This window comes from Chryseolinea sp. H1M3-3 (genome assembly GCF_029360725.1).
Taxonomy (GTDB): Bacteria; Bacteroidota; Bacteroidia; order Cytophagales; family Cyclobacteriaceae; genus Chryseolinea.
The window spans coordinates 295,397-315,858 of sequence record NZ_JARKMY010000001.1; the positions used below are offsets into that span (position 1 = coordinate 295,397).

A 20,462-nucleotide genomic window follows, 5' to 3' on the forward strand; every position below is an offset into this window, starting at 1 on the left:
TAAACGGACTTACTTTCCAAAAAAAGCGCGTCGTTTTAAAATACGCTGGATGCTGGGAGGGTCAAAATAGGCCCATTGAACTCCATTGATGACACCGGGAACCTTTTCATTGGATTTTAAAGGTTGATATAATTCGAGTGAATAGGTCCGTTGGGCAATATCCTTTATCGTCAAAACCATCACAGGCAGGGGTTTCGAAACGGAATCGCCCAACATTGGCTGCTCCACATATTCCTCTACCGTAAGCAATGAAACATCATCCAGGTAATCATTTAACTTGGTGGTATCTACCGCTAATAAACCTTTTACAGAGAAATAATTATCCTTCAAGGCAACTTCGAAATTATCTGCAGGATGCTGGGGAAATTTGGTTTCAAGGCTTTGGAAATTTCTCCAATTGAACCCAAAGACATATTTATTTCTCCAATCTTTCTCTGGCAATTCAAAAATGCCGGAAACATAAACGCGATAACCCGGAATCGTAACCAAATAACATTTGTCATTTTCGCTCTCCTTACAGAAGTAGGCTTGCGTTTTTTGGGCATTTCCGCCTGCATAAAATATTGATTCAGTTGTTCCGCCTGTACTTAACGAAACTTTGATACCATTTTGCCTCAATGCACTATTTACCGAGTCCTGAATGGTGGCCGACAGGAGGCGCTTAGGTTCTGCTTGTTGTAGTGTAGCAAACAAAACTTCGATCATGGTTGCTTCGGCATCAAATTGGTTGTTAACAACCCACTTTGTGCCGTTGAATTTCAACTCGACCTTGCCTTTTTCAGATTCTAATATTACCTGATCGATTTCCTTCAGGTTGTAGTCTTTAAAAATATTCTTATCGATATCGACAGTTCCCCCATCGGAACCTAAGAGATAAATCAGCAATGTGCCTACGCACAACACACAGAAGAGAAGGGCTAACCGTTTGTTTTTTCTTTCCTGCATATCAAAATTTGGCAAATCTCTTTTTTCGTAAATAAAATCTGAACACACCGTATCCAATCAGCAACAGTAGTGGAGCACCCAAGTTGAGTACTTGCCACTTAAAGCGTTCATTTTTAAGCCTCACTTTGTCGAGTGGTCGAATTTTTACTTCTTTGTTCCGTGCTTGAATCAACCCGTTTTCATTTGTGAGGTACGCCACCGTATTGAGTAAAAGATCGCGGTTGGCAAACGTAGTATTGGTCATCGGATCAAATCCCAACGCCTGTGGTTCTTTGCTGCGTGGGTTCACATCGTTGCGCGCAACATCGCCATCGGCGATAACAACTATTTTAGAAGGAACGCCATCTGAAATTACTTTTGATGATTCAAACCCCTTGGGAGGAAAGCGATTTTTATATAACGAAGTAAATTTCCCTTCCAACAACACGCCAACAGGAATATATTGGGTGACATAGTCAGCATCACGCATATTTTTCCTAAGCTCATTAATATTAATATGTACCGGCGTTGAAATTTTTCTGGAGTATGGCGAAGTCATCAGCAATGGAGTCTTCAAGATGCCCGTTGCTTTAACTGTATCGATACTGTTACAAAATTTTGTTAACACCGCATCAAGATTACGAGTAATAGGATGGTTGGCATACTGACTGATAAGCGGGAAGAACGGCCATTCCATTAACTGCATCTTGGGCTTTCCCCCGGCTTGCCCCGTGATAACCGGATACATGCCCGAACGCCTGTCTTGAACGAGGTCTGGATTGATTCTTACACCGTATTTAAATAACTGATCATCGAGGTTAAGATTATTCGGTCCTGCAAAATAGTCATCACGGCCAACGCTGTCCATGGAAGCGTTGACTTTATCCATTAGAAACAAAATTTTTCCTCCCTGCATGAGAAATTGGTCAAGTACATATTTCTCTGGTTCAGCAAATGCCATCCTTGGTTTCGCTATCACCAACACATCAAATTTTTTCAAATCCCTTTCGTTGGAAAGATTGACATCGAACACATCATATATTTCGAACAGATTACTTCTCAGGCTAAAGCTTTCCAGGGAATCCAATTCCCCATGACCTGAAACAAATCCGATTGATTTCCGATCGGTACTGATCAGATTGTGAATGACGCTTATAATTTCGTATTCTATACCTTCAATTGATTGATTGATTTCCTGGTCTGGTGTGCCTGCTTTATTTCCTTTCAGCAGCATCACACCCTTCTCCACACCTTCGTAAGAGATCACTACACCAGGAAAAATGATCTGTTCTTCCCGCTGTCCGTCCCGAGTATCAATGATGTTTGTAGGCTGAATTCCTTTCGACGCCAGATCGGCCATAAATTCATTTCGAGCCTTTTCACCCATCGCCACCGCCGGATCAGTAACTGAGTAGGTAATTTTATTTTTAGAATAGATCCGAAATTCCTCCAAAGTTTCAAGAATAGCTTTTTGAAAGCGTTGAAAGCTGGCGTTTAACTTCCCTTCTAGGAAAACTTCGATATGAATTTCATCCTCAAGACCACGCAGAATGTGAAGTGTCTCAGGTTTTACGCTAAAACGTTTCTCTTCGGTTAAATCGAACCGGTAAAATTGCTTAGAGACTAAAAGATTAATCAGTAGAATGAAAACAAATCCGTTTGCAAACGTTAAAATATCACCCAGCCTTCTGCCTTTCCAGTCTACCATTGTCTGCTGCCCAGGATTAATTTGGTCACCGATAACATAAGAAAAGTAACACTCGCGAAGTAAACAACGTCGCGGGTATCAACAAGACCCTTGCGCATAGCGTCATAGTGGTACAGAATACCGAGTTGTTTAACAAACAACGCATCTGTATCCCAAAGATTTAATGAGGAGATGGAATCAAACCCCAAAAAAGTTAGGAAGCACAGAAATGCGGCAAGAATAAAAGCAACGATCTGGTTGGTAGTCATACTAGACGCCAGAATACCAATCGAACAAAAAACGGCTGCGAGAAATGCTATCCCGATATAAGATCCTATCACACCTGGCGTATCAATGTTGCCGGGAGGATTTCCCAGGTTGTATATCGAATAATAATATAAAAGTGTCGGTGCCAAGGCAAAGAGCACAAGAAAAAAATTCGCCAGAAACTTTCCTAGAATAATTTCCCAGTCGCTGAGGGGTTTGGTAAGCAGCAATTCCATAGTGCCTGACTTTTTTTCCTCCGCAAAACTTCTCATTGTAATGGCAGGAACTAAAAATATAAATACATACGGACCAAGCAAGAACAACGTATCCATATCTGCATAACCATAATCCAGCACGGCTGTATCCGGAAAAACCCACATGAGAAGTCCTATGGCTGTCAGAAACACGCCAATGACGATGTAGGCAATGAGCGAGTTTAAAAAGCTGTTGAATTCTTTAGAGAAAACCTGGAGCATAGCATTAAGAAATACAGGGTGAGCGGTACGAAGTGGGAATTGTTAATGTTCGATGGATGGCCGGCTGGGTTCTCTTCACGATGTTCATTTAGATTAAAAAATTGTAGAAGCAAATATTCATACAAGATGGTGCCTCATTTATGGTTTTTCGAACGCTATACTCACCGTAAAATAAACAAATAAGTAATCACAAATAAAATCCAATTCAGCATACTGTGGTCAGCGTTTCTTATGGGTAAACTGGTCAATCGAAAAATTCATGAAACATTTACTTGTGTCAGATCCCGGAAAATGTTCTCAAGGGAATTTTCTTCCTGCTTTAAGCCAATGAGGGATAAATTATTGTCAGCAGCAAATCTGAATATTTCTGGCCTGACATCAGTTGTCCCATCCGATGTAACTTTATATTTGAATCCTTCCATGGCCTCAACTTCCTTCACCCCGCGAAGGGACTTAAGCAAATGAACCTCAACATCTCTTTCGAACTGGACTGAAATGGTTGCCGTGTTGCCTTGTGACAGAAGTATCCGATCCAGTTTATCATCGGCTACAATCGCTCCCTTATTGATAACGATTACCCGGTCACACAATGCCTGAACCTCCTGCATGATGTGGGTGGAAAAAAGTACTGTCTTCTGCTCAGCGATCGTCTTAATCAGTTTACGGATTTCAACCAGCTGGTTTGGATCTAATCCGGAAGTGGGCTCGTCGAGAATTAGAATTTCTGGATCGTGAATCAACGCCTGCGCTAACCCAACACGCTGCCGATACCCTTTTGACAGCGCTTCAATTTTTTTATTCTGCTCGGGATTTAATCCACATAGGTCAACAATTTCATTAACACGTTGCTTCAAATGCTGACCGCGCAGTCCATATATCTTACCTATGAAGGCCAAATACTCGTGTACATATAAATCCAGATAAAGCGGATTATGTTCAGGCAAGTATCCCGTGATTTGTTTCACTTCCATAGGCTTTTCCACAACGTTATAGCCACCAACCCATGCCTCACCATCCGACGGGGGAAGGAAGCAAGTGACAATTTTCATGGTTGTGGATTTCCCCGCACCATTGGGTCCCAGGAAGCCCACAATCTCACCTGCTTTGATATCGAAAGAGATATTATTTACCGCTTTCTGTGTACCATAAATTTTGGTCAAATTCTTCAGCTGCAAAGACATGAGCTTTTCTCTTTAAAACCTCAAGTTTAGAGCTTTGTGCACGGAAAGCCGAACCTTATATCAAAAACTTTTATGCAGACTTGCATTACATCAGATAACGTACTGTTTGCCCCGTTAATTGTAATTGAACTGAAGGAATAAATTGCGCAACTTTGTCGTTAGAAACAAAAACACGTATGCGCTCAATACTTTTTGCTTTATGTCTTTTGATTTCCTCGTTGTGTGCAGCTCAACCTGGTTACAATCTGCGGTTTAAAATTAATGGCTTAAAAGATACGACGGTATACCTGGGGCACTTCTATGGTGAAGCCACCTATATCAAGGATACTGCACAGGTTAACAGTCAGGGTGAGTTTACCTTCGATGGCAAAACTACGCTGCGGCAGGGTGTGTATTTCCTCGTACTTGGCAAGACTAAGCAGTTCGATATGATATTGGGCCATGATCAACATTTTTCTATGGCCACTGATCGAAAGGAGTATTACAAAAATATGGTTGTTACCGGCGATGAGGACAACAAATTATTTTTTGAAAACATGATGTTTAACATGGAGCGTCACAAGGAAGCGGAACCTTTTATCAAGGTAGTTCAGGACAGTACCTTAACAGACGATAAAAAGAAAGATGCCCGGAGTGCGTATTCAAAAATAAACGAAAAGGTATTGGCCTATCAAAATGAGCTTATCTCAAAACACCCCACAACATTAACTGCGCGGATATTGAAATCGAATCAAACAATACATATTCCGGAACCTCCTAAAAGGGCAGATGGCTCTATCGATAGCACCTTTCAGTTGAAATGGTACCGAGAACATTTCTTCGATAATATGGATCTTGCCGACGACGCATTTCTTCAAATGCCCAAGCCCATTTACAGAGACAAGATCAACGAATACCTTGATAAACTTTATCCCCAGCAGGCCGATTCGCTTACAAAAGCGATAGAAAAAGTTGTGGCCAAAGCGAAGAAAAACCAGGAGACTTACAAATATGCGGTTTTCACTTCTATACTGAAATATCAACAACCAGAGATCATGGGTCTGGATGAAGTATATGTGAACGTGTTCGACAAATATTTTGCCACCGGCGAAATGAATTTTTGGGTGAATGATAAAATGAAATCCAACCTTAAGGAACATGCTGACCGCTTGCGCCATAGTCTGGTCGGTAAAACCGGTGCCAACCTGATCATGCAGGACGCTAATTTCAAACCGCGTTCGATGTACGACATCAAGAGCAAATACACTGTATTGTTCATTTTTGATCCGGACTGTGGTCATTGTAAAACGGAAACTCCCAAACTCGTGTCGTTGTACAATAAAAAGAAATTTGATCTTGAAGTTTATGCCGTAAGTGCCGATACATCGATGGTAAAAATGCGCAACTACATTAAGGAAATGAAAATGAATTGGATCACCGTGAATGGTCCCCGTACTTATGTGGGTCCTTACCAGAATTTATATGACGCACAAACCACGCCATCGCTATATGTATTGGATACCAAGAAAAAAATCATCGGGAAAAAAATACCGACCGATAAGCTAGAGGAATTCTTAACTCATTACGAAAAGTATCAGAGGGAAAAAGAGTTATCAAAATCAAAAACGCCAACAAAATCATAGGTAAGTCAAAGATTTTACAATTTTTTACAATTGAAAAAGTTCAAAATTTACCTGGAAATCGCTTTTTGTAACATTTTTAAAATTTTAGTCGTCTAACGATGCAACTATTCACGTGAGGCGGAGTATCTATAATACATAATACCGATAACCTTAAATTTTTAGCTATGGCATTTCTTGATAAACTACTCGGCAAAAAGAAAAAACCGGTACTGAAGGCAAAGTGTCCGATCACCAAAGAGTCGATTGAGGAAGGATTTGGTTTTATGCTTACAACGGCACAAGTAGTGGCGTCCAAAAAATATTGGGATATGGTGATGACGGAACCTGAAACGATGTCGTACACTGTATCACATTTCAAAAATCAACCGTCAGGCACGCAAATGAGGAATATGATTTTTGAAAAATATAGCAGCATTGACAAACCATGGATGATATCGGATTCGTGCATCAATCTTTTTGAACAAATCGATCGGAATTCCGCACGCGAAAACGCGAAAAAATGGTGGGCAAATGAAGGCTCATACAACCCGGAAAACTCAGGTCCTGCGCTTGTTGCGCTCGATCCATCAACATATCAATCCCTCAAAGACTATGCTGTGCTGGAGGCCGGCAGGTCTAGAGTAATTTTACATTAATTAAAACAGGTTAGGTTAGGTAGTGAAAGCTCAAAGTAAAACAATGCTTTGGGCTTTTTGCTTTGAAAGAGATCATCATAATGGCCTACTTGTTCCTCTCAATGGTAAATTGAACCAACTGTATAAGCGACTTTTTATAGACTGTTTCAGGAAAGTCGTTTAATAATAGCATCGCTTCCTGATGATATCGGTCCATGGCAGCTACTGCGTAAGCTAAGCCGCCGGATTTTTTTACGAATTCAATTACTTCTTTCACTTTCCGTGGTTTTTCACTCTCATTCTTTACGATGCTGATGATCTTTCTCTTCTCTGACCAACTTGCATGCGAAAGTGCATAAATCAGGGGTAACGTCATCTTCTTTTCCTTGATATCAATGCCTACAGGTTTGCCTATTTCTTGTTCCCCATAGTCAAATAAATCATCTTTTATTTGAAAGGCCATTCCAATCTTTTCGCCAAACTGGCGCATCCGTTCAACAATGTCTTCACTGGCACCCCCTGAACTAGCCCCTACAGCACAACAGGATGCAATTAATGATGCGGTTTTCTGTCTGATGATTTCATAATACACATCTTCTGTAATATCCAGCCGCCTCGACTTTTCGATTTGCAACAATTCACCCTCGCTCATTTCGCGAACAGCATCGGTAACAATGCTCAACAAGTTAAAATCTTTGTTTTCAACGGAAAGCATAAGGCCACGGGTCAGAAGGAAGTCGCCCACCAGAACGGCAACCTTGTTCTTCCATAGCGCATTAACAGAAAAATATCCACGACGATAGTTAGCTTCATCAACAACATCATCATGAACCAAGGCGGCGGTGTGCAAAAGTTCTATAAGCGATGCACCACGAAAAGTCGATTCACTAATTTTGCCTGTCGTTCCGGCCGACAAGAATACAAACATGGGCCGCATTTGTTTTCCTTTTCGCTTCACGATGTAACTCATAATTTTATCCAGCAACAGCACATTGCTTTTCATGGAAGCCCGGAATTTCGGCTCAAACTCTTCCATCTCGCGGGCAATTGGGGCTTTTATGTCTTCCAGGCGTAAAGGCATGCGGCGGCAATTATACGGAAAAGTTTAAAGTTTAAATTAGGTTTAAGGTTTAAAGTCTCGCGTCAAAAAATTTTGTCCGCATAGAAGTAGGTTAGTGATCTAAGATTATAAAATGAATTGTAACTTCTCACCAAATTTCAAACATCTCATGCATTTTTTACTTATACAAGTGACTCTAAACCCATTAAACTAATTCCGCGTGAGTAAGAAAAAACCTGTTCCATTGAATCATACTGCTAAGGTCATTCTTGAATTGATTACATATAACCGCGAAACTTATAGCAAGTTTGATGAGCTGACAACTGAAGAGTTATGTAAAAAACTTCAACCCGGTCAGGTTAACTGGGTAAATGTAGATGGCCTTGGCAACCTTGAAATTATTGAAAAGCTGCAAGTGCATTTTGGACTTCACGCATTGCTCATTGATGATGTGCTGAATGACCAGCGTCCGAAATCAGAAGAATATGAAGATTATCTTTTTTTTACACTCAAAATGCTGTACCGGATCGATAATACCGGTATTGATTATGAACAGATCAGCTTTGTGCTTGGCAAAGATTTTCTGATTTCATTTCAGGAAAAGGAAGGGGATTTGTTCGATGGATTTCGGGAACGCATCCGGCTTGACCAAGGCAAGGTAAGGAAGAAACATTCCGATTATTTATTGTACCGGCTGATCGATATCATTGTCGATAACTACTATAATGTACTTGACAGGATAGGAGATCTTATTGAAGAAACGGAAGACGACGCTTACGAAAATCCATCGAATCAATCATTTTATAAAATCCAATCACTTAAAAAAGAAGTCATCTTTCTACGGAAAGCGCTGTATCCGCTCCGGGAAGCGTTGAGCAAGGTCGTAAAAGGTGAATCAGAGTTTATCAAAGAAGAGAATTTACCTTACTTCGCCGATGTTTACGATCATGTGGCACATCTGATCGATTCTCTTGAAACCTATAAAGATTTAACCTCAAGTCTTCTTGATATTCATATCAACGCCATGAACACCCGCATGAATGAAGTCATGAAAGTGTTAACGGTGATATCGACCATCTTTATGCCGCTTACTTTTATTGTTGGTGTATATGGAATGAATTTCGAGTACCTGCCGGAACTTCAATGGCGATGGGGGTATTATATAGTGTGGGGCGTGATGCTCGCCATCGTGGTCGCCATGCTGCTGTTTTTCAAACGGAAAAAATGGTTTTAGTCCGTCGGTGTTTCGGTTTCCAATTTTATTTCTACGATTTCCGGAAGCGTCTTATTCAGTTTTATGATCTTGAATTTATACCCTGACAAGCTAAACGTATCGCCTTCCTTAATCGACGGCTTATAATAGGTTATCATTCCTGATAATGTTTCATAATCTTCTGATTCCGGAAACGGCACTTCAATAAATTTATTAATGTCGTGTATGGAAGATTGCGCTACTACGTGATAGATCTGCTTATCAAGCAATGTGACAATCTGTTGTTCATGATCGTGTTCGTCCTGAATTTCACCCACCAATTCTTCCAAAATATCTTCCAGTGTAACAATGCCTATAGTGCCACCGAATTCACTTACGACGATCGCCATCTGCGTTTTTCTCCTTTGAAACTCCCGCAATAAAGCATCGATGGGTTTCGATTCCGGAATAAAATGTGCCGGCCTCATGACGTCTTTTAACCCTTTGCCTGTACGCTGAAAATATGCCGTGATAACATCTTTTGCATGAACAATACCAGTGATCTCATCGAGGGAATTTTCAAAGACAGGGTATCGCGAATATCCTTCCTTTAAAATAAGATCCATAGTTTCCTGGATGGTAAGGTCTGCTTTCAATCCGCTGATTTTTACCCGAGGCACCATCACTTGTCTTACAATCCGGTCATCAAAATCAAATACATTTTGAATTAATTCACGTTCGGCAGATTCTATGGCTCCCCCCTCTTCACTTTCCGCGATAATCAGTCTTAATTCTTCCTCTGAATGGATTTCCTGCTCATTGATAGGTTTAACACCAAAGATTTTCAGGATAATATTTGCAAATCCGTTGAGTAACCAAATGAATGGTTTGAAAACCATATAGAAAACTTTTAAGGGAACGGAGACCTTCAGAGAAGTAGACGTTGGATAACGAATAGCTAATGATTTTGGAGCAAGTTCGCCGAAAACAATGTGCAATACTGTGAGCACGGCGAAGGCTAATGGCAAAGCAATATTATGCGCTAACGAGTCGCTTATGGGTAGCCCTAACGAGGACATAAAACTTAAAATTATTCTGGACATAACATCTTCGCCTACCCATCCCAACCCCAGGCTGGCTAATGTTATTCCCAACTGTGTTGCTGCCAGGTAGCCGTCGAGGTTTTCGATGATGTTTTCTGCTGCGCGCTTGGCTAAATTTCCTTTTTCCAATGCTATCTGAGACGAGCGTACTTTCACGATGGCAAACTCGGCCGCCACGAAAAAACCATTTAACAAAACAAGAAGAAGGGTTACAATAACATCAAAGGCCATACTATTTCACTCTCAGCAAAGGTAGTAAGAAACTAAAGGCACGGCGATTTATATAGTTCAAAGCACCTAAAACGCCCATAGTCAGTGTGTTAGAAAGATTTCGGCAATAAAAAAACCCCTGCAAAGAGGGGTTCTTTTCTGTTAAACTTTGTTTAAAGTTTTTTCTCGAGTGCGGTAATGTTATCCTGAGCCTCATTTTTTCCCAATGACAATGCTTTCTTATAAAGCTCTACAGCTTCTCTAAGCGTTTCCTTCTTTTTGCGTGGAGCAAGTTTAGTGCGGTTCGCAGCTTCTTCCACCGCCTGAGCTCTGGCGTAGTATGCATCCGCTTCAGTCATCTTGCTTTGAATCATCAACTCCTGAACACGTGCTTCAATTAAAGCAAGTTCCTGTGTTTTTGTCTCAATTTGACTTTGCTTGTCGGTGAGCTCTGCTTCCTGCATACCAACAGTTGTAATCAGGTTTTGATTTTCATTTCTGTACTTTTCAACTTGTTCCTGCAAGTCGGCAATTTCCTTTGTTTTGGATTCCAGATCTGATCTTAGTTTTTTAATCGTCTTAGAAAACGCATTTGAGCTTGCTTTGGAATCCTTCAGTGTTTTTTCGAGATCGTCAATTTTTTTCTGGGTGTCTTTAACATAACCGTTAATATCTTTCATCCGGTCTTTGTAGTCAGCAAAAGTTGTTCCTTCCACCATGTTAACTCTTAGCAACTGACGGCTCGCATCGATGGAATCCATCATCACCCCTACTTCCGTTAACGTTTCCGCCATCTTTTGGCTCGTCTCGAGTTCCAACGTTAAGGAATCTACTTTCGTTTGTAACTGCTCTTTCTCTTTGGCGCCGCATCCCGCCATCAGTGCCGCGATTGGTATAACAAAAATAAGTTTTGAGGTCATAGGAGGTTGATTTAGTTTATAAGCAAAAATACGGTTGATTTGTTTTTAATATGGCTTCACGTGCCAAAATATTTTTTTATGACGTTGATTTGCTTTTTATTACGCCAATTGAACAACCCTAACATTCTTGGGTTTTCTTTTTGGGTTTATCCAAAGGAATTTAAATTTGCCCCTGTTTTGAAAGATCACATTAATCATTCATGCCCAAATTAATAACAACGCGAACCCGCATCGCTGACCTGGGCAAGCCTCGAGTTATTATCATTGGTGGAGGTTTCGGTGGTTTAGAAGTTGCCAAAGGACTAAATGGACTGAAGGCTCAAACGGTGCTCTTCGATAAATATAATCATCATTGTTTTCAACCCTTGCTTTATCAAGTTGCTACTTCAGGACTTGAGACGAGTTCAATTGTCTTTCCTTTTCGTAAACGTTTTGCCAACCAAGCGGACTTCTTTTTTCGGATGGGCGAAGTGACGCAAATAAAACCTGAGGAAAATTATATTGAAACGTCTATCGGTGGCATCCGGTACGATTACCTTGTGATTGCCAATGGTGCTACAACGAATTTCTACGGTATGAAAGACGTTGAGCTGCATGCCTTTCCTATGAAGACCATTATCGATGCCATAAAACTGAGAAATATTATTATCCGGAATTTTGAGACTGCATTGTTGACTGATGACCCGGAGATGATGAACAGTTTGATGGACATTGTTATCGTCGGCGGCGGACCCACAGGAGTTGAACTGGCAGGAGCATTGGCAGAATTAAAAACGCATGTCTTCCCTAACGATTATAAAGAACTGGAGTTAAAAAATATGGATATCCATTTGGTGGAGGCAACGCCACGGCTGCTCAATGGCATGTCTGAAATAGCATCGAAAAAAGCACTGCAATACCTGCAAGGTATGGGCGTTAAGGTTCATCTGAGCTATGCGGTAAAATCTTATGATGGCCATGAAGTTGTTTTTAATTCCGGAGAAAAGTTAATCACACGCAATGTCATTTGGGCTGCGGGTGTAAAAGGTCAGCCGATCGCCGGTATTAATGCGGAAGCCATTGGACGTGCAGGAAGAATACAGGTAGACGAATACAACCGCGTGAAAGGACATGAAAACATATTTGCCATTGGCGATGCAGGTATCATGGAAAACGGTGATCCAAAGTTTCCAAAAGGTCACCCACAGGTTGCACCGCCTGCTATGCAGCAGGGAAAGTTAGTGGCACGAAACATTAAGCGATTGATTAACGGGCAACCCTTACAACCTTTCCGGTACAAGGATCAGGGCTCTATGGCTACCGTTGGAAGAAACCGCGCCGTGGTGGATTTGAAAGCCTTCAAGACTCAGGGAGTTTTCGCGTGGTTCATCTGGATGTTTGTTCATTTAATTTCACTCATAGGCTTCAGGAATAAATTCTTTGTATTGCTCTCCTGGCTATGGAGTTATTTCTCTTACGATAAGAGTAACCGATTAATAATGGCCCGTCCAAAAGACGGAGTTCAGTAACATGGCAACCACCAACGACAAGCATCTTCCCTCTTTATCCGCAGCCGGCGTTTTAATTTCATTAGGTATCATTTACGGAGATATTGGAACATCACCGATTTATACTTTTAGATTCATTGTAGGCGAACATGTTATCACGGAAGAATTAATTTTTGGTGGCCTCTCTTGTGTATTCTGGACGCTTACACTGATCACAACCATCAAATACGTCTATTTCGCGTTGAATGCTGATAACCGTGGTGAAGGTGGAATTTTTGCACTCTACGCATTGGTACGCCGTTATAAGGCAAAGTGGGTTATCTATCCAGCCATTATAGGCTGTGCAACACTGATTTCGGATGGATTTATAACGCCTGCCATAAGCGTCACTTCGGCTATCGAAGGCTTGCGACTGCTTCATCCTGTATCTCTTAATACGATTATCACGATTGTGATTATCATCCTTGTGGCGCTATTCCTGTTCCAACAGTTCGGAAGTGGCGTGGTCGGCAAAACTTTTGGTCCGGTTATGCTGGCTTGGTTTCTCTACATAGCCATTATTGGCGCTATTCCACTTGTCCAAAATCTGGAGGTCTTGAAAGCGCTTAATCCTGTCTATGCTTTTAATCTGCTAGTGAAGTATCCAGGCGGGTTTTGGATTCTTGGCGCTGTTTTTTTATGTACAACGGGAGCCGAGGCTATGTATTCTGACTTAGGGCACGTTGGCAAAGCGAATATCCGCGTCAGTTGGATATTTGTTAAGGTGGCGTTGCTAATAAGTTATTTCGGTCAGGGAGCGTGGCTTTTGGAGCACAGAGGATCGACACTCAACGGGAAAATTCCATTTTTTGAAATCATGCCCGGTGGCCTATTAATTTTTGGAATCATCATTGCCACTTTTGCCACCATTATTGCGAGTCAGGCGTTGATCTCTGGAACTTTTACACTGGTAAATGAAGCGATGAAATTGAAACTCTGGCCGGCTACCCGTGTTCGCTATCCAAGCCAGGTCAAGGGCCAGATTTATGTTCCCGCAGTTAACTGGATATTGATGGTGGGATGCATCCTCGTGGTGTTAATTTTTAAAGAAACCAGAAGAATGGAAGGTGCTTACGGCCTCGCCATTACCTTCGACATGTTGATGACTTCGTCGCTGCTTGTTTTTTATTTTGCAGTGTCCAGAAAATCTACCGTAAGGGCTATTGGCATGGGCTTGTTGTTCTTCTCCATAGAAGGTGCATTCCTCGTTTCAAATCTTAGCAAATTCAGCCATGGCGGTTGGTTCACCTTTATGATAGCATCCTTATTCTTTTTGATGATGTTCATTTTGCTTCGTGCCAGGAGGTTGCGTGAGCTGCATACTGAGTTTGTTGATTTAAAACATTATGTAGGTATGATCCAGGATTTGCAGTCGGACAACACCGTGCCCAAAGAAGCAACCAATCTGGTTTATCTGGCCGTGGCTGACAGCAAGCGATATATTGACTCGAACATCATTTACTCAATCTTTAAGAAGCGGCCCAAGCGTGCCGATATTTATTGGTTTTTGCATGTCGATACCGTTGACAGTCCTTTTACCAGTAAGTATTCCGTTGACACCATCATTCCAAAAAAGTGTTTTTTTATCAGGATGCGATTAGGATTTAAAACGGATCACCGGGTTAACCTACTCTTCAATAAGATCATCCACGAAATGGCCGATGCCGGCGAGATAGATCTTGTGAGTCCGTATCCTTCGCTGCATAAGTACAGCATGATGGGCGACTTTAAATTTGTCATCATTCATTCATGGGCTTCTTCCGACAGTGAGATTTCGAGTTTCGACCGTGTAATTATTCAGGGATACAGACTTTTGAAACAACACAGTCTTTCAACGGAAGAGCTATATGGAATTGAGGCAGCCAACCTTGAAATTGAAAAAGTACCTATTCAGGTAGGCCCTGTAGCGAAGGTTAAAATCAAACGGGAAAAAGATTAGTAATATTTCCTCGCAATAAAACGCTGTAGATGGGTGTCAGTATCCATTATTGTCAATGCAGATTTTCTATAGATTGAATAAATGAAGCCATCGTTCGTTTTAATTCTTCAATCGTCTGTTGATCACCTGCTGCTTTAAATTTTGCACGCGCTCCTTGGATCAGGAGTTTCGATGAAGGTGGGAGCCGCGCCCCCAACGTATGCAAGATAAGTGTGAGTGATTCGTAGGTTTTTTCTCCCAGGCCAGAAGCAACGATCAAGGCTACTGGTTTTTCAGAAAATACGGTTGTGGATACTGTCCACTCTAGCGCGTTTTTCAGAATTGCAGGCGGACTAAAAACGTATTCTGGTGTACAGATAATTACGCCATCGGCGTCCGATACTTCCTGGCGGAATTTCGCAACACTCTCTGCGAGATTGTCGTCGCCAAGATCTGGATTAAAATGCGGCAGCTGTGACAGGTCTGAACAGATTTTCAGGTCTAACTTGTCAGCGTAGAGATCAGCTATGTTTTGTAAAATAGCTTGGTTAATAGACTGTGTTCGGACGCTTCCCGGAATCCCTAAGATTTTTTTCTTGGCCATGAACAATACGTTTCGCAAAATTCAAAAAAGAGATCTCGCTGTTTCCTTTAAAAAAATAAGTTTCACGCAACCGGTTGTGTAAACGTTTCTTAAAAAATATTACAATTACAAGAATTTTTTTTTACATTCGATTGCCCAATTTCTGTTTTAACAAACTAATCATCAAATATGAAGAGATAATTACGGCGTAACCCTATCTACACGGGGTCAAGGCTGCCCCTTGCAGATCATTTTAAAAATTATTATTCAAACCCTAACCAAAATATGAAACAACAATACCAAATTCTATCCTTGATGTTGTTTTTTGTTCTCAGTAGCACAATGGCTTTTGCGCAAAGAACAATATCAGGCACTGTTTCAGACTCCAACGGGCAAGGCATGCCCGGAGTTAACGTAATCGTAAAAGGCACGTCAGCAGGTACAACTTCCGATGCTAACGGCAAATACACTTTATCCGTAAATGAATCGGGATCAGTCGTTCTGGTTTTTTCATTTATAGGATACGCAACACAGGAAGTTGATGCAGGTACACGGACCACAGTAGATGTTACTATGGCAGAGGACATCCGTGAATTGAGTGAAGTTGTGGTAACAGCTTTGGGTATCGAAAGAAATACAAAAGCGTTACAGTATTCAGTCACTCAAGTAAGCGGAGACAATTTTACACAAGCTCGTGAAAACAACATCGGTAATGCCCTTTCAGGTAGAATTGCCGGAGTTAACGTAAGTAAAATTGCTTCTGGGCCCGCGGGTTCTTCCCGTATCGTTATTCGTGGTAATAAAACGCTTAACGGTCAAAACCAACCACTTTATGTTATTGATGGTATTCCCATGGATAATGGCCAAGTGAATAAAAAGTTAATGGATAACAATGGTCAGGCTGGCCTTTGGGGTGGTAATGATGAGGGCGATGGACTTTCAAGTCTTAACCCTGAGGATATTGAATCCATCTCCGTACTTAAAGGTGCTAATGCTGCTGCACTGTATGGATCACGTGCCGGAAACGGGGTTATCCTGGTAACCACTAAAAAAGGTTCTGCTAGAAAGGGACTTGGAATTGAATACAATCTCAACTACGTTTTTGAGACCGTTAATGACCTCAGTGAACTCCAAAAAGAATATGGAGCGGGTACCTATGTGGATCCAGATGGCGGAGGCCCTTTGACTGCAGTGCCTGTAAAAGCTGTTGATCAAGCTCAGGCTTATTCAACGAGCTACGGAGAAAATTCTTGGGGTCCTCGCTTAGATGGAAGCTCCGTTATTCAATTTGATGGCGTTGCCAGACCTTACTCTTACGCCGGCAATAATTTTAAACGCTATTATAATACGGGAATTTCCGCAACAAACAGCATAGCAATTACTGGTGGCAGCGACACACAGAATTTCAGGTTTTCAGTTTCTAACCTTGAAAGTGATGGCGTGATACCTAATTCAGGTTTCGACAGACAAAATGCCGCATTATCGTTTAATTCAAAGTTTGCGGAAAAACTCACCGTGAATGCCAAGGTAATGTACTCCCGTGAATATGCTAAGAACAGACCAGTTGTGTCTGACTCGCCTGGTAATGGCGTTCAAGCAGTTTGGCGCTTACCAAACAATATCAATGTTGATGACCTACGTGGTGATCCTAACAAGCTTGGTGCAATCGCACCTGGAACAGACCCTGCAAGCTTAGCGATCTATGGTAAGTCAGTGGGTGAAGAGTTTCAGCAAGCAGCTAACAACTGGGGCCAGAATCCCTGGTGGGCTGCGTATCAGCATATCAATGATGATACAAGAGAACGTTTCATTGCTTCTGCTCAAGCGCGTTATGAGTTGACAAGCTGGTTATATGTTTCCGGACGTATTGGCATGGACAGATATACCAGAAGAGATCAGACATTAGTACCTCAGGGTGTGGGATACCAACGTGGTGGTGCCATCACAGAAGGTACTGACGTTGTCCGTGAAATAAACATGGAATGGATGTTAGGAGCGAATAAAACTTTTGGCAAATTCAATTTTAACGCCTTTGTAGGTGGTAACAGAATGACCCAGTATGGTGAAAGAATCGCCGCCAGGGGTAATAACTTCAACGTTCCATTTTTTGCAGCCATCAATAACGCAAAAGATCGGAACTACGATTATCGTTACAATGGAAGTGGTATCAATTCATTATTTGGATCTGCAGAAATCAGCTACAACGGATATCTATACCTAACAGCTACAGCACGGAACGATTGGTTTTCAGTGCTTCATCCAGATCGCAACAGTATTCTTTATCCATCAGTGGGTGCAAGCTTCGTATTTAGCGATGCCGTTAATTCTTTACCTTCCTGGTTGAGCTTCGGAAAGGTTAGGATATCATTTGCTGAAGTTGGTTTCGTGAGTGAATTAGGTGCTTACGATGTCACACGTACTTACTCACTTAATTCGAATACGCACTTAGGAAGACCGATGGCGACCTTCTCTTCCGCCGGGAATAATAACGGTCGTATACCAAATGATCTGATTCAACCCGCAAGCTCAAAAGAACTGGAGTTTGGATTGGATGTAAGATTCTTTAATGGAAGACTCGGATTGGACGCGACTTACTATTCGCAGAGGACTGAAGATGATATCCTCAGAGCGACTATTTCCAGGGCTTCTGGATTCGGATCTACCGACGTAAATATTGGTGAACTTACGAATAAAGGTATCGAACTTATGCTAACTGGTACACCATTGAAAGGTGACTTGACCTGGGATGTTTCTGTAAATTTTGCTAAGAACGACAACGAAGTAACGAAACTGATTGAAGGTATTAAAGAACTTTCTTTCGAGGAATCCCGGACAAGAACAACTTTTGTAAAGCATATTTTAGGATATCCCTTTGGTATGATCACCGGTTTAGTACAAAGAAGATCACCTGATGGTCAACTGGTATTTGATTCGAATGGGCAACCCCTTCAATCCGCTGCATATCAAATTCTCGGACAAAGCGTGGCAGATTGGACTGGTGGTATCAACAACTCATTCACATGGAAGGGTATTAACTTAAGCTTCCTTATTGACATCAAAGTGGGCGGCAAGATTCACTCTGGTACGAACATCCGCTTGGATCAGTGGGGCAGATCTGAAAGATCACTCATCGGGCGTGAAGGAGGCTTGGTTGTTTCAGGTGTAACAGAAGTTCCGGCTGGGTCTGGCAACTATGAGCCGCTTAACATGGAGCTAAATCCCGAACAAGCAAGAAACTACTGGATAAATCTTGGTAACCGGGCAAGTGAATTTTATACCTACGACGCCGGCTTCGGAAAACTTAGACAACTTACTCTAGGTTATAGCTTACCGCGTACTTTACTTGCTAAAACACCATTCCAAGCAGTCACACTTTCCTTCGTGGGAAGAAACCTTGCAATCCTGTGGAAGCATACTCCTAACATTGATCCTGAATCATCATACTCTGCAAATTCTGGAGCACAAGGACTTGATTACTTCGGTGTTCCTGTAACCCGTAGCTATGGTTTCAATCTGAAGGTAGGGTTCTAACATTAAACATGTATAAAATGAAATTAATAAATAAGTTCTTTATATGCGTACTAGCAGTGGCATCTCCGCTGGCAGGTTGTGATACGGATGCACTGCATGACTTGAATGTTAATCCGCAGGCTGTTGATGAAATAGATCTTAACTATTTATTCACCGCCGCAGAACTTGGTTCAGCAGCAGGTGGATCTGGTGGTGATAACCGCTATATTGACTGGAGAACCAACATCGGCTTTGCAGCTCATGCCATACAACAACTGGCCCACGTACAAGGTAGTCCAGGTATAGCGCCAGGCGATAAGTATACCGACAATACAGAGTCATACAATGCGCCTTGGGAATTCATGTATGGTGACCAGTTGAAAAATTTAGCTGAAATTATCAAGCAAACTGGTCCTGGCGGTTATGATGACGGAGAGAAATCTAATCTCAGAAATGCTGCGCGCATCTTAGCTGTTTTCAATTTCCACAGGCTAACCGATTTTTATGGTAATATTCCTTATACGGAAGCCAATAAAGGTATGGGAGGTACTGATGGATCTGCTGGAATTTTGTTTCCAAAATACGATACGCAACAAGCGGTTTATCAAGATATGCTGAAAGAGTTGGATGAAGCAGCAGCAGCACTTAGTGCATCTGATCCGGACCAAGGATTTAAGAACGGCGATATTATCTATGATGGAGACGTAACGAAATGGAAGAAGTTCGCATACTCGTTAATGCTTAGATTAGCTATGCGTGTTTCATTTGTTGACCAAAATCTGGCTGAGACCTATATCGCTAAAGCAGTAACTGGTGGCGTATTCACGAGCAATAGTGACAATCCTTATGTTAAAATGGCACTCGCGCCAAGTGAATGGACTAACCAGAACGGTATATCACGCGCATTTTATCCTGGCGATGGCGGTCAGGTATCATACTTAAGCAAGACGTTGATCGACATGCTGAAAGGTCCTAATACAGGCAGTACAGTAGATGATGATCCTAGGCTTATGATTATCAGCGGCGGCAAAGCCACGTGGAGCGCAACCACATGGACCCCTACTGACGTGAATCCATTGACACAAAAAGGGCTTCCAAATGGACAAGATCAAGCTTCATTAAATGCGCTTGAAGGGAAAACTGTAAATCTTGATGCTGAATATTCTAAGATTAATTTCCTCTTGCTACAGGACGACGAACCTTATCAGTTGATGAACTACGCAGAAGCTGAACTCCTCCTTGCAGAGGCGGCCGAAAGAGGTCTCGGTGATGTAACCGACGCTCAAGGTCACTATGAGGCTGGCGTAAAAGGTGCTATGCAGATGTATACTCCTTATGATGCATCGCTGGCCGTCTCTGATGCTGCTGTTACCAACTATTTGGCTGAACGCCCTTATACAGGTACGACAGATGAAAAATTGGAAATGATCGGCAACCAACTTTGGTTAAGCAAATTCCTCAACTGGTGGGAAGCATGGTCAGATTGGAGAAGAACGGGCTATCCGGTTTTAACTCCAGTTAACTTTACGGGCAACGTAACCAATGGTACAATTCCTGTTCGTCTGAGATATCAAAATGGCGAAGTAGCGATCAATCCAAATTATGCTACTGGAGCTACACTTCCTGATGAACCTACAACAAAGGTTTGGTGGGATGTGCAGGATTAATT

15 protein-coding genes are annotated in these 20,462 nt (G+C 41.8%); 7 read left to right on the forward strand and 8 right to left on the reverse strand.

The window, feature by feature from the left end; genetic code table 11:
• Window positions 1-9 precede the first annotated feature (9 nt).
• The 4 genes from P2W71_RS01200 to gldA form a co-directional block, all read right to left on the reverse strand.
• A complete protein-coding gene (locus tag P2W71_RS01200; RefSeq protein ID WP_276365950.1) occupies window positions 10-945 on the reverse strand; it encodes a DUF4340 domain-containing protein in 936 nt (311 codons plus the stop codon).
• A gap of 1 nt (window position 946) precedes the next feature.
• Complete coding sequence (gene gldG / locus P2W71_RS01205) at window positions 947-2,632, reverse strand: gliding motility-associated ABC transporter substrate-binding protein GldG (protein WP_276365952.1); 1,686 nt, start codon at window positions 2,630-2,632, stop codon at window positions 947-949.
• Complete coding sequence (gene gldF, locus P2W71_RS01210) at window positions 2,626-3,354, reverse strand: gliding motility-associated ABC transporter permease subunit GldF (RefSeq protein ID WP_276365955.1); 729 nt, start codon at window positions 3,352-3,354, stop codon at window positions 2,626-2,628. Before gldF ends, gldG begins: the two co-directional genes overlap by 7 nt.
• A gap of 257 nt (window positions 3,355-3,611) precedes the next feature.
• A complete protein-coding gene (gldA, locus tag P2W71_RS01215) occupies window positions 3,612-4,535 on the reverse strand; it encodes a gliding motility-associated ABC transporter ATP-binding subunit GldA (RefSeq protein ID WP_276365957.1) in 924 nt (307 codons plus the stop codon).
• A gap of 176 nt (window positions 4,536-4,711) precedes the next feature.
• On the opposite strand from gldA, the gene P2W71_RS01220 reads away from it, so the two are divergent.
• Complete coding sequence (locus tag P2W71_RS01220; RefSeq protein ID WP_276365959.1) at window positions 4,712-6,157, forward strand: thioredoxin-like domain-containing protein; 1,446 nt, start codon at window positions 4,712-4,714, stop codon at window positions 6,155-6,157.
• Window positions 6,158-6,321: 164 nt separating this feature from the next.
• A complete protein-coding gene (locus tag P2W71_RS01225) occupies window positions 6,322-6,792 on the forward strand; it encodes a hypothetical protein (protein WP_276365961.1) in 471 nt (156 codons plus the stop codon).
• Between the two features lie 85 nt (window positions 6,793-6,877).
• Here P2W71_RS01225 and P2W71_RS01230 read toward each other — a convergent pair whose 3' ends face one another.
• Window positions 6,878-7,852, reverse strand: a complete 975-nt coding sequence (locus P2W71_RS01230; RefSeq protein ID WP_276365963.1) for a polyprenyl synthetase family protein — start codon at window positions 7,850-7,852, stop codon at window positions 6,878-6,880.
• A 199-nt stretch (window positions 7,853-8,051) separates the two neighbouring features.
• Here P2W71_RS01230 and corA point away from each other — a divergent pair, with 199 nt between their 5' ends.
• Entirely contained in the window at window positions 8,052-9,065 is a 1,014-nt protein-coding gene (corA, locus tag P2W71_RS01235) for a magnesium/cobalt transporter CorA (protein ID WP_276365965.1), read from the forward strand.
• Here corA and P2W71_RS01240 read toward each other — a convergent pair.
• Window positions 9,062-10,357 (reverse strand): hemolysin family protein, encoded by a 1,296-nt coding sequence (locus P2W71_RS01240; protein WP_276365967.1) that lies wholly within the window; start codon window positions 10,355-10,357, stop codon window positions 9,062-9,064. The genes corA and P2W71_RS01240 overlap by 4 nt on opposite strands.
• A gap of 152 nt (window positions 10,358-10,509) precedes the next feature.
• The gene (locus P2W71_RS01245; protein ID WP_276365969.1) at window positions 10,510-11,256 is read right to left on the reverse strand and encodes a hypothetical protein; all 747 of its coding nucleotides are present in this window, start codon (window positions 11,254-11,256) and stop codon (window positions 10,510-10,512) included.
• A 200-nt stretch (window positions 11,257-11,456) separates the two neighbouring features.
• On the opposite strand from P2W71_RS01245, the gene P2W71_RS01250 reads away from it, so the two are divergent.
• Both P2W71_RS01250 and P2W71_RS01255 read left to right on the forward strand, forming a co-directional pair.
• Window positions 11,457-12,764, forward strand: a complete 1,308-nt coding sequence (locus P2W71_RS01250; RefSeq protein ID WP_276365971.1) for an NAD(P)/FAD-dependent oxidoreductase — start codon at window positions 11,457-11,459, stop codon at window positions 12,762-12,764.
• 1 nt (window position 12,765) lies between these two features.
• Window positions 12,766-14,721, forward strand: a complete 1,956-nt coding sequence (locus P2W71_RS01255; protein WP_276365973.1) for a KUP/HAK/KT family potassium transporter — start codon at window positions 12,766-12,768, stop codon at window positions 14,719-14,721.
• A gap of 52 nt (window positions 14,722-14,773) precedes the next feature.
• Here the strand turns inward: P2W71_RS01255 and P2W71_RS01260 are convergent, their stop codons facing one another.
• Entirely contained in the window at window positions 14,774-15,304 is a 531-nt protein-coding gene (locus tag P2W71_RS01260; protein ID WP_276365976.1) for an NADPH-dependent FMN reductase, read from the reverse strand.
• Between the two features lie 264 nt (window positions 15,305-15,568).
• Between P2W71_RS01260 and P2W71_RS01265 the strand changes: the two genes are divergently transcribed.
• Both P2W71_RS01265 and P2W71_RS01270 read left to right on the forward strand, forming a co-directional pair.
• Window positions 15,569-18,814, forward strand: a complete 3,246-nt coding sequence (locus tag P2W71_RS01265; RefSeq protein ID WP_276365979.1) for a SusC/RagA family TonB-linked outer membrane protein — start codon at window positions 15,569-15,571, stop codon at window positions 18,812-18,814.
• 17 nt (window positions 18,815-18,831) lie between these two features.
• Window positions 18,832-20,460: a SusD/RagB family nutrient-binding outer membrane lipoprotein gene (locus tag P2W71_RS01270; protein WP_276365982.1), complete on the forward strand. Its 1,629-nt coding sequence runs from the start codon at window positions 18,832-18,834 to the stop codon at window positions 20,458-20,460.
• Window positions 20,461-20,462 lie beyond the last annotated feature (2 nt).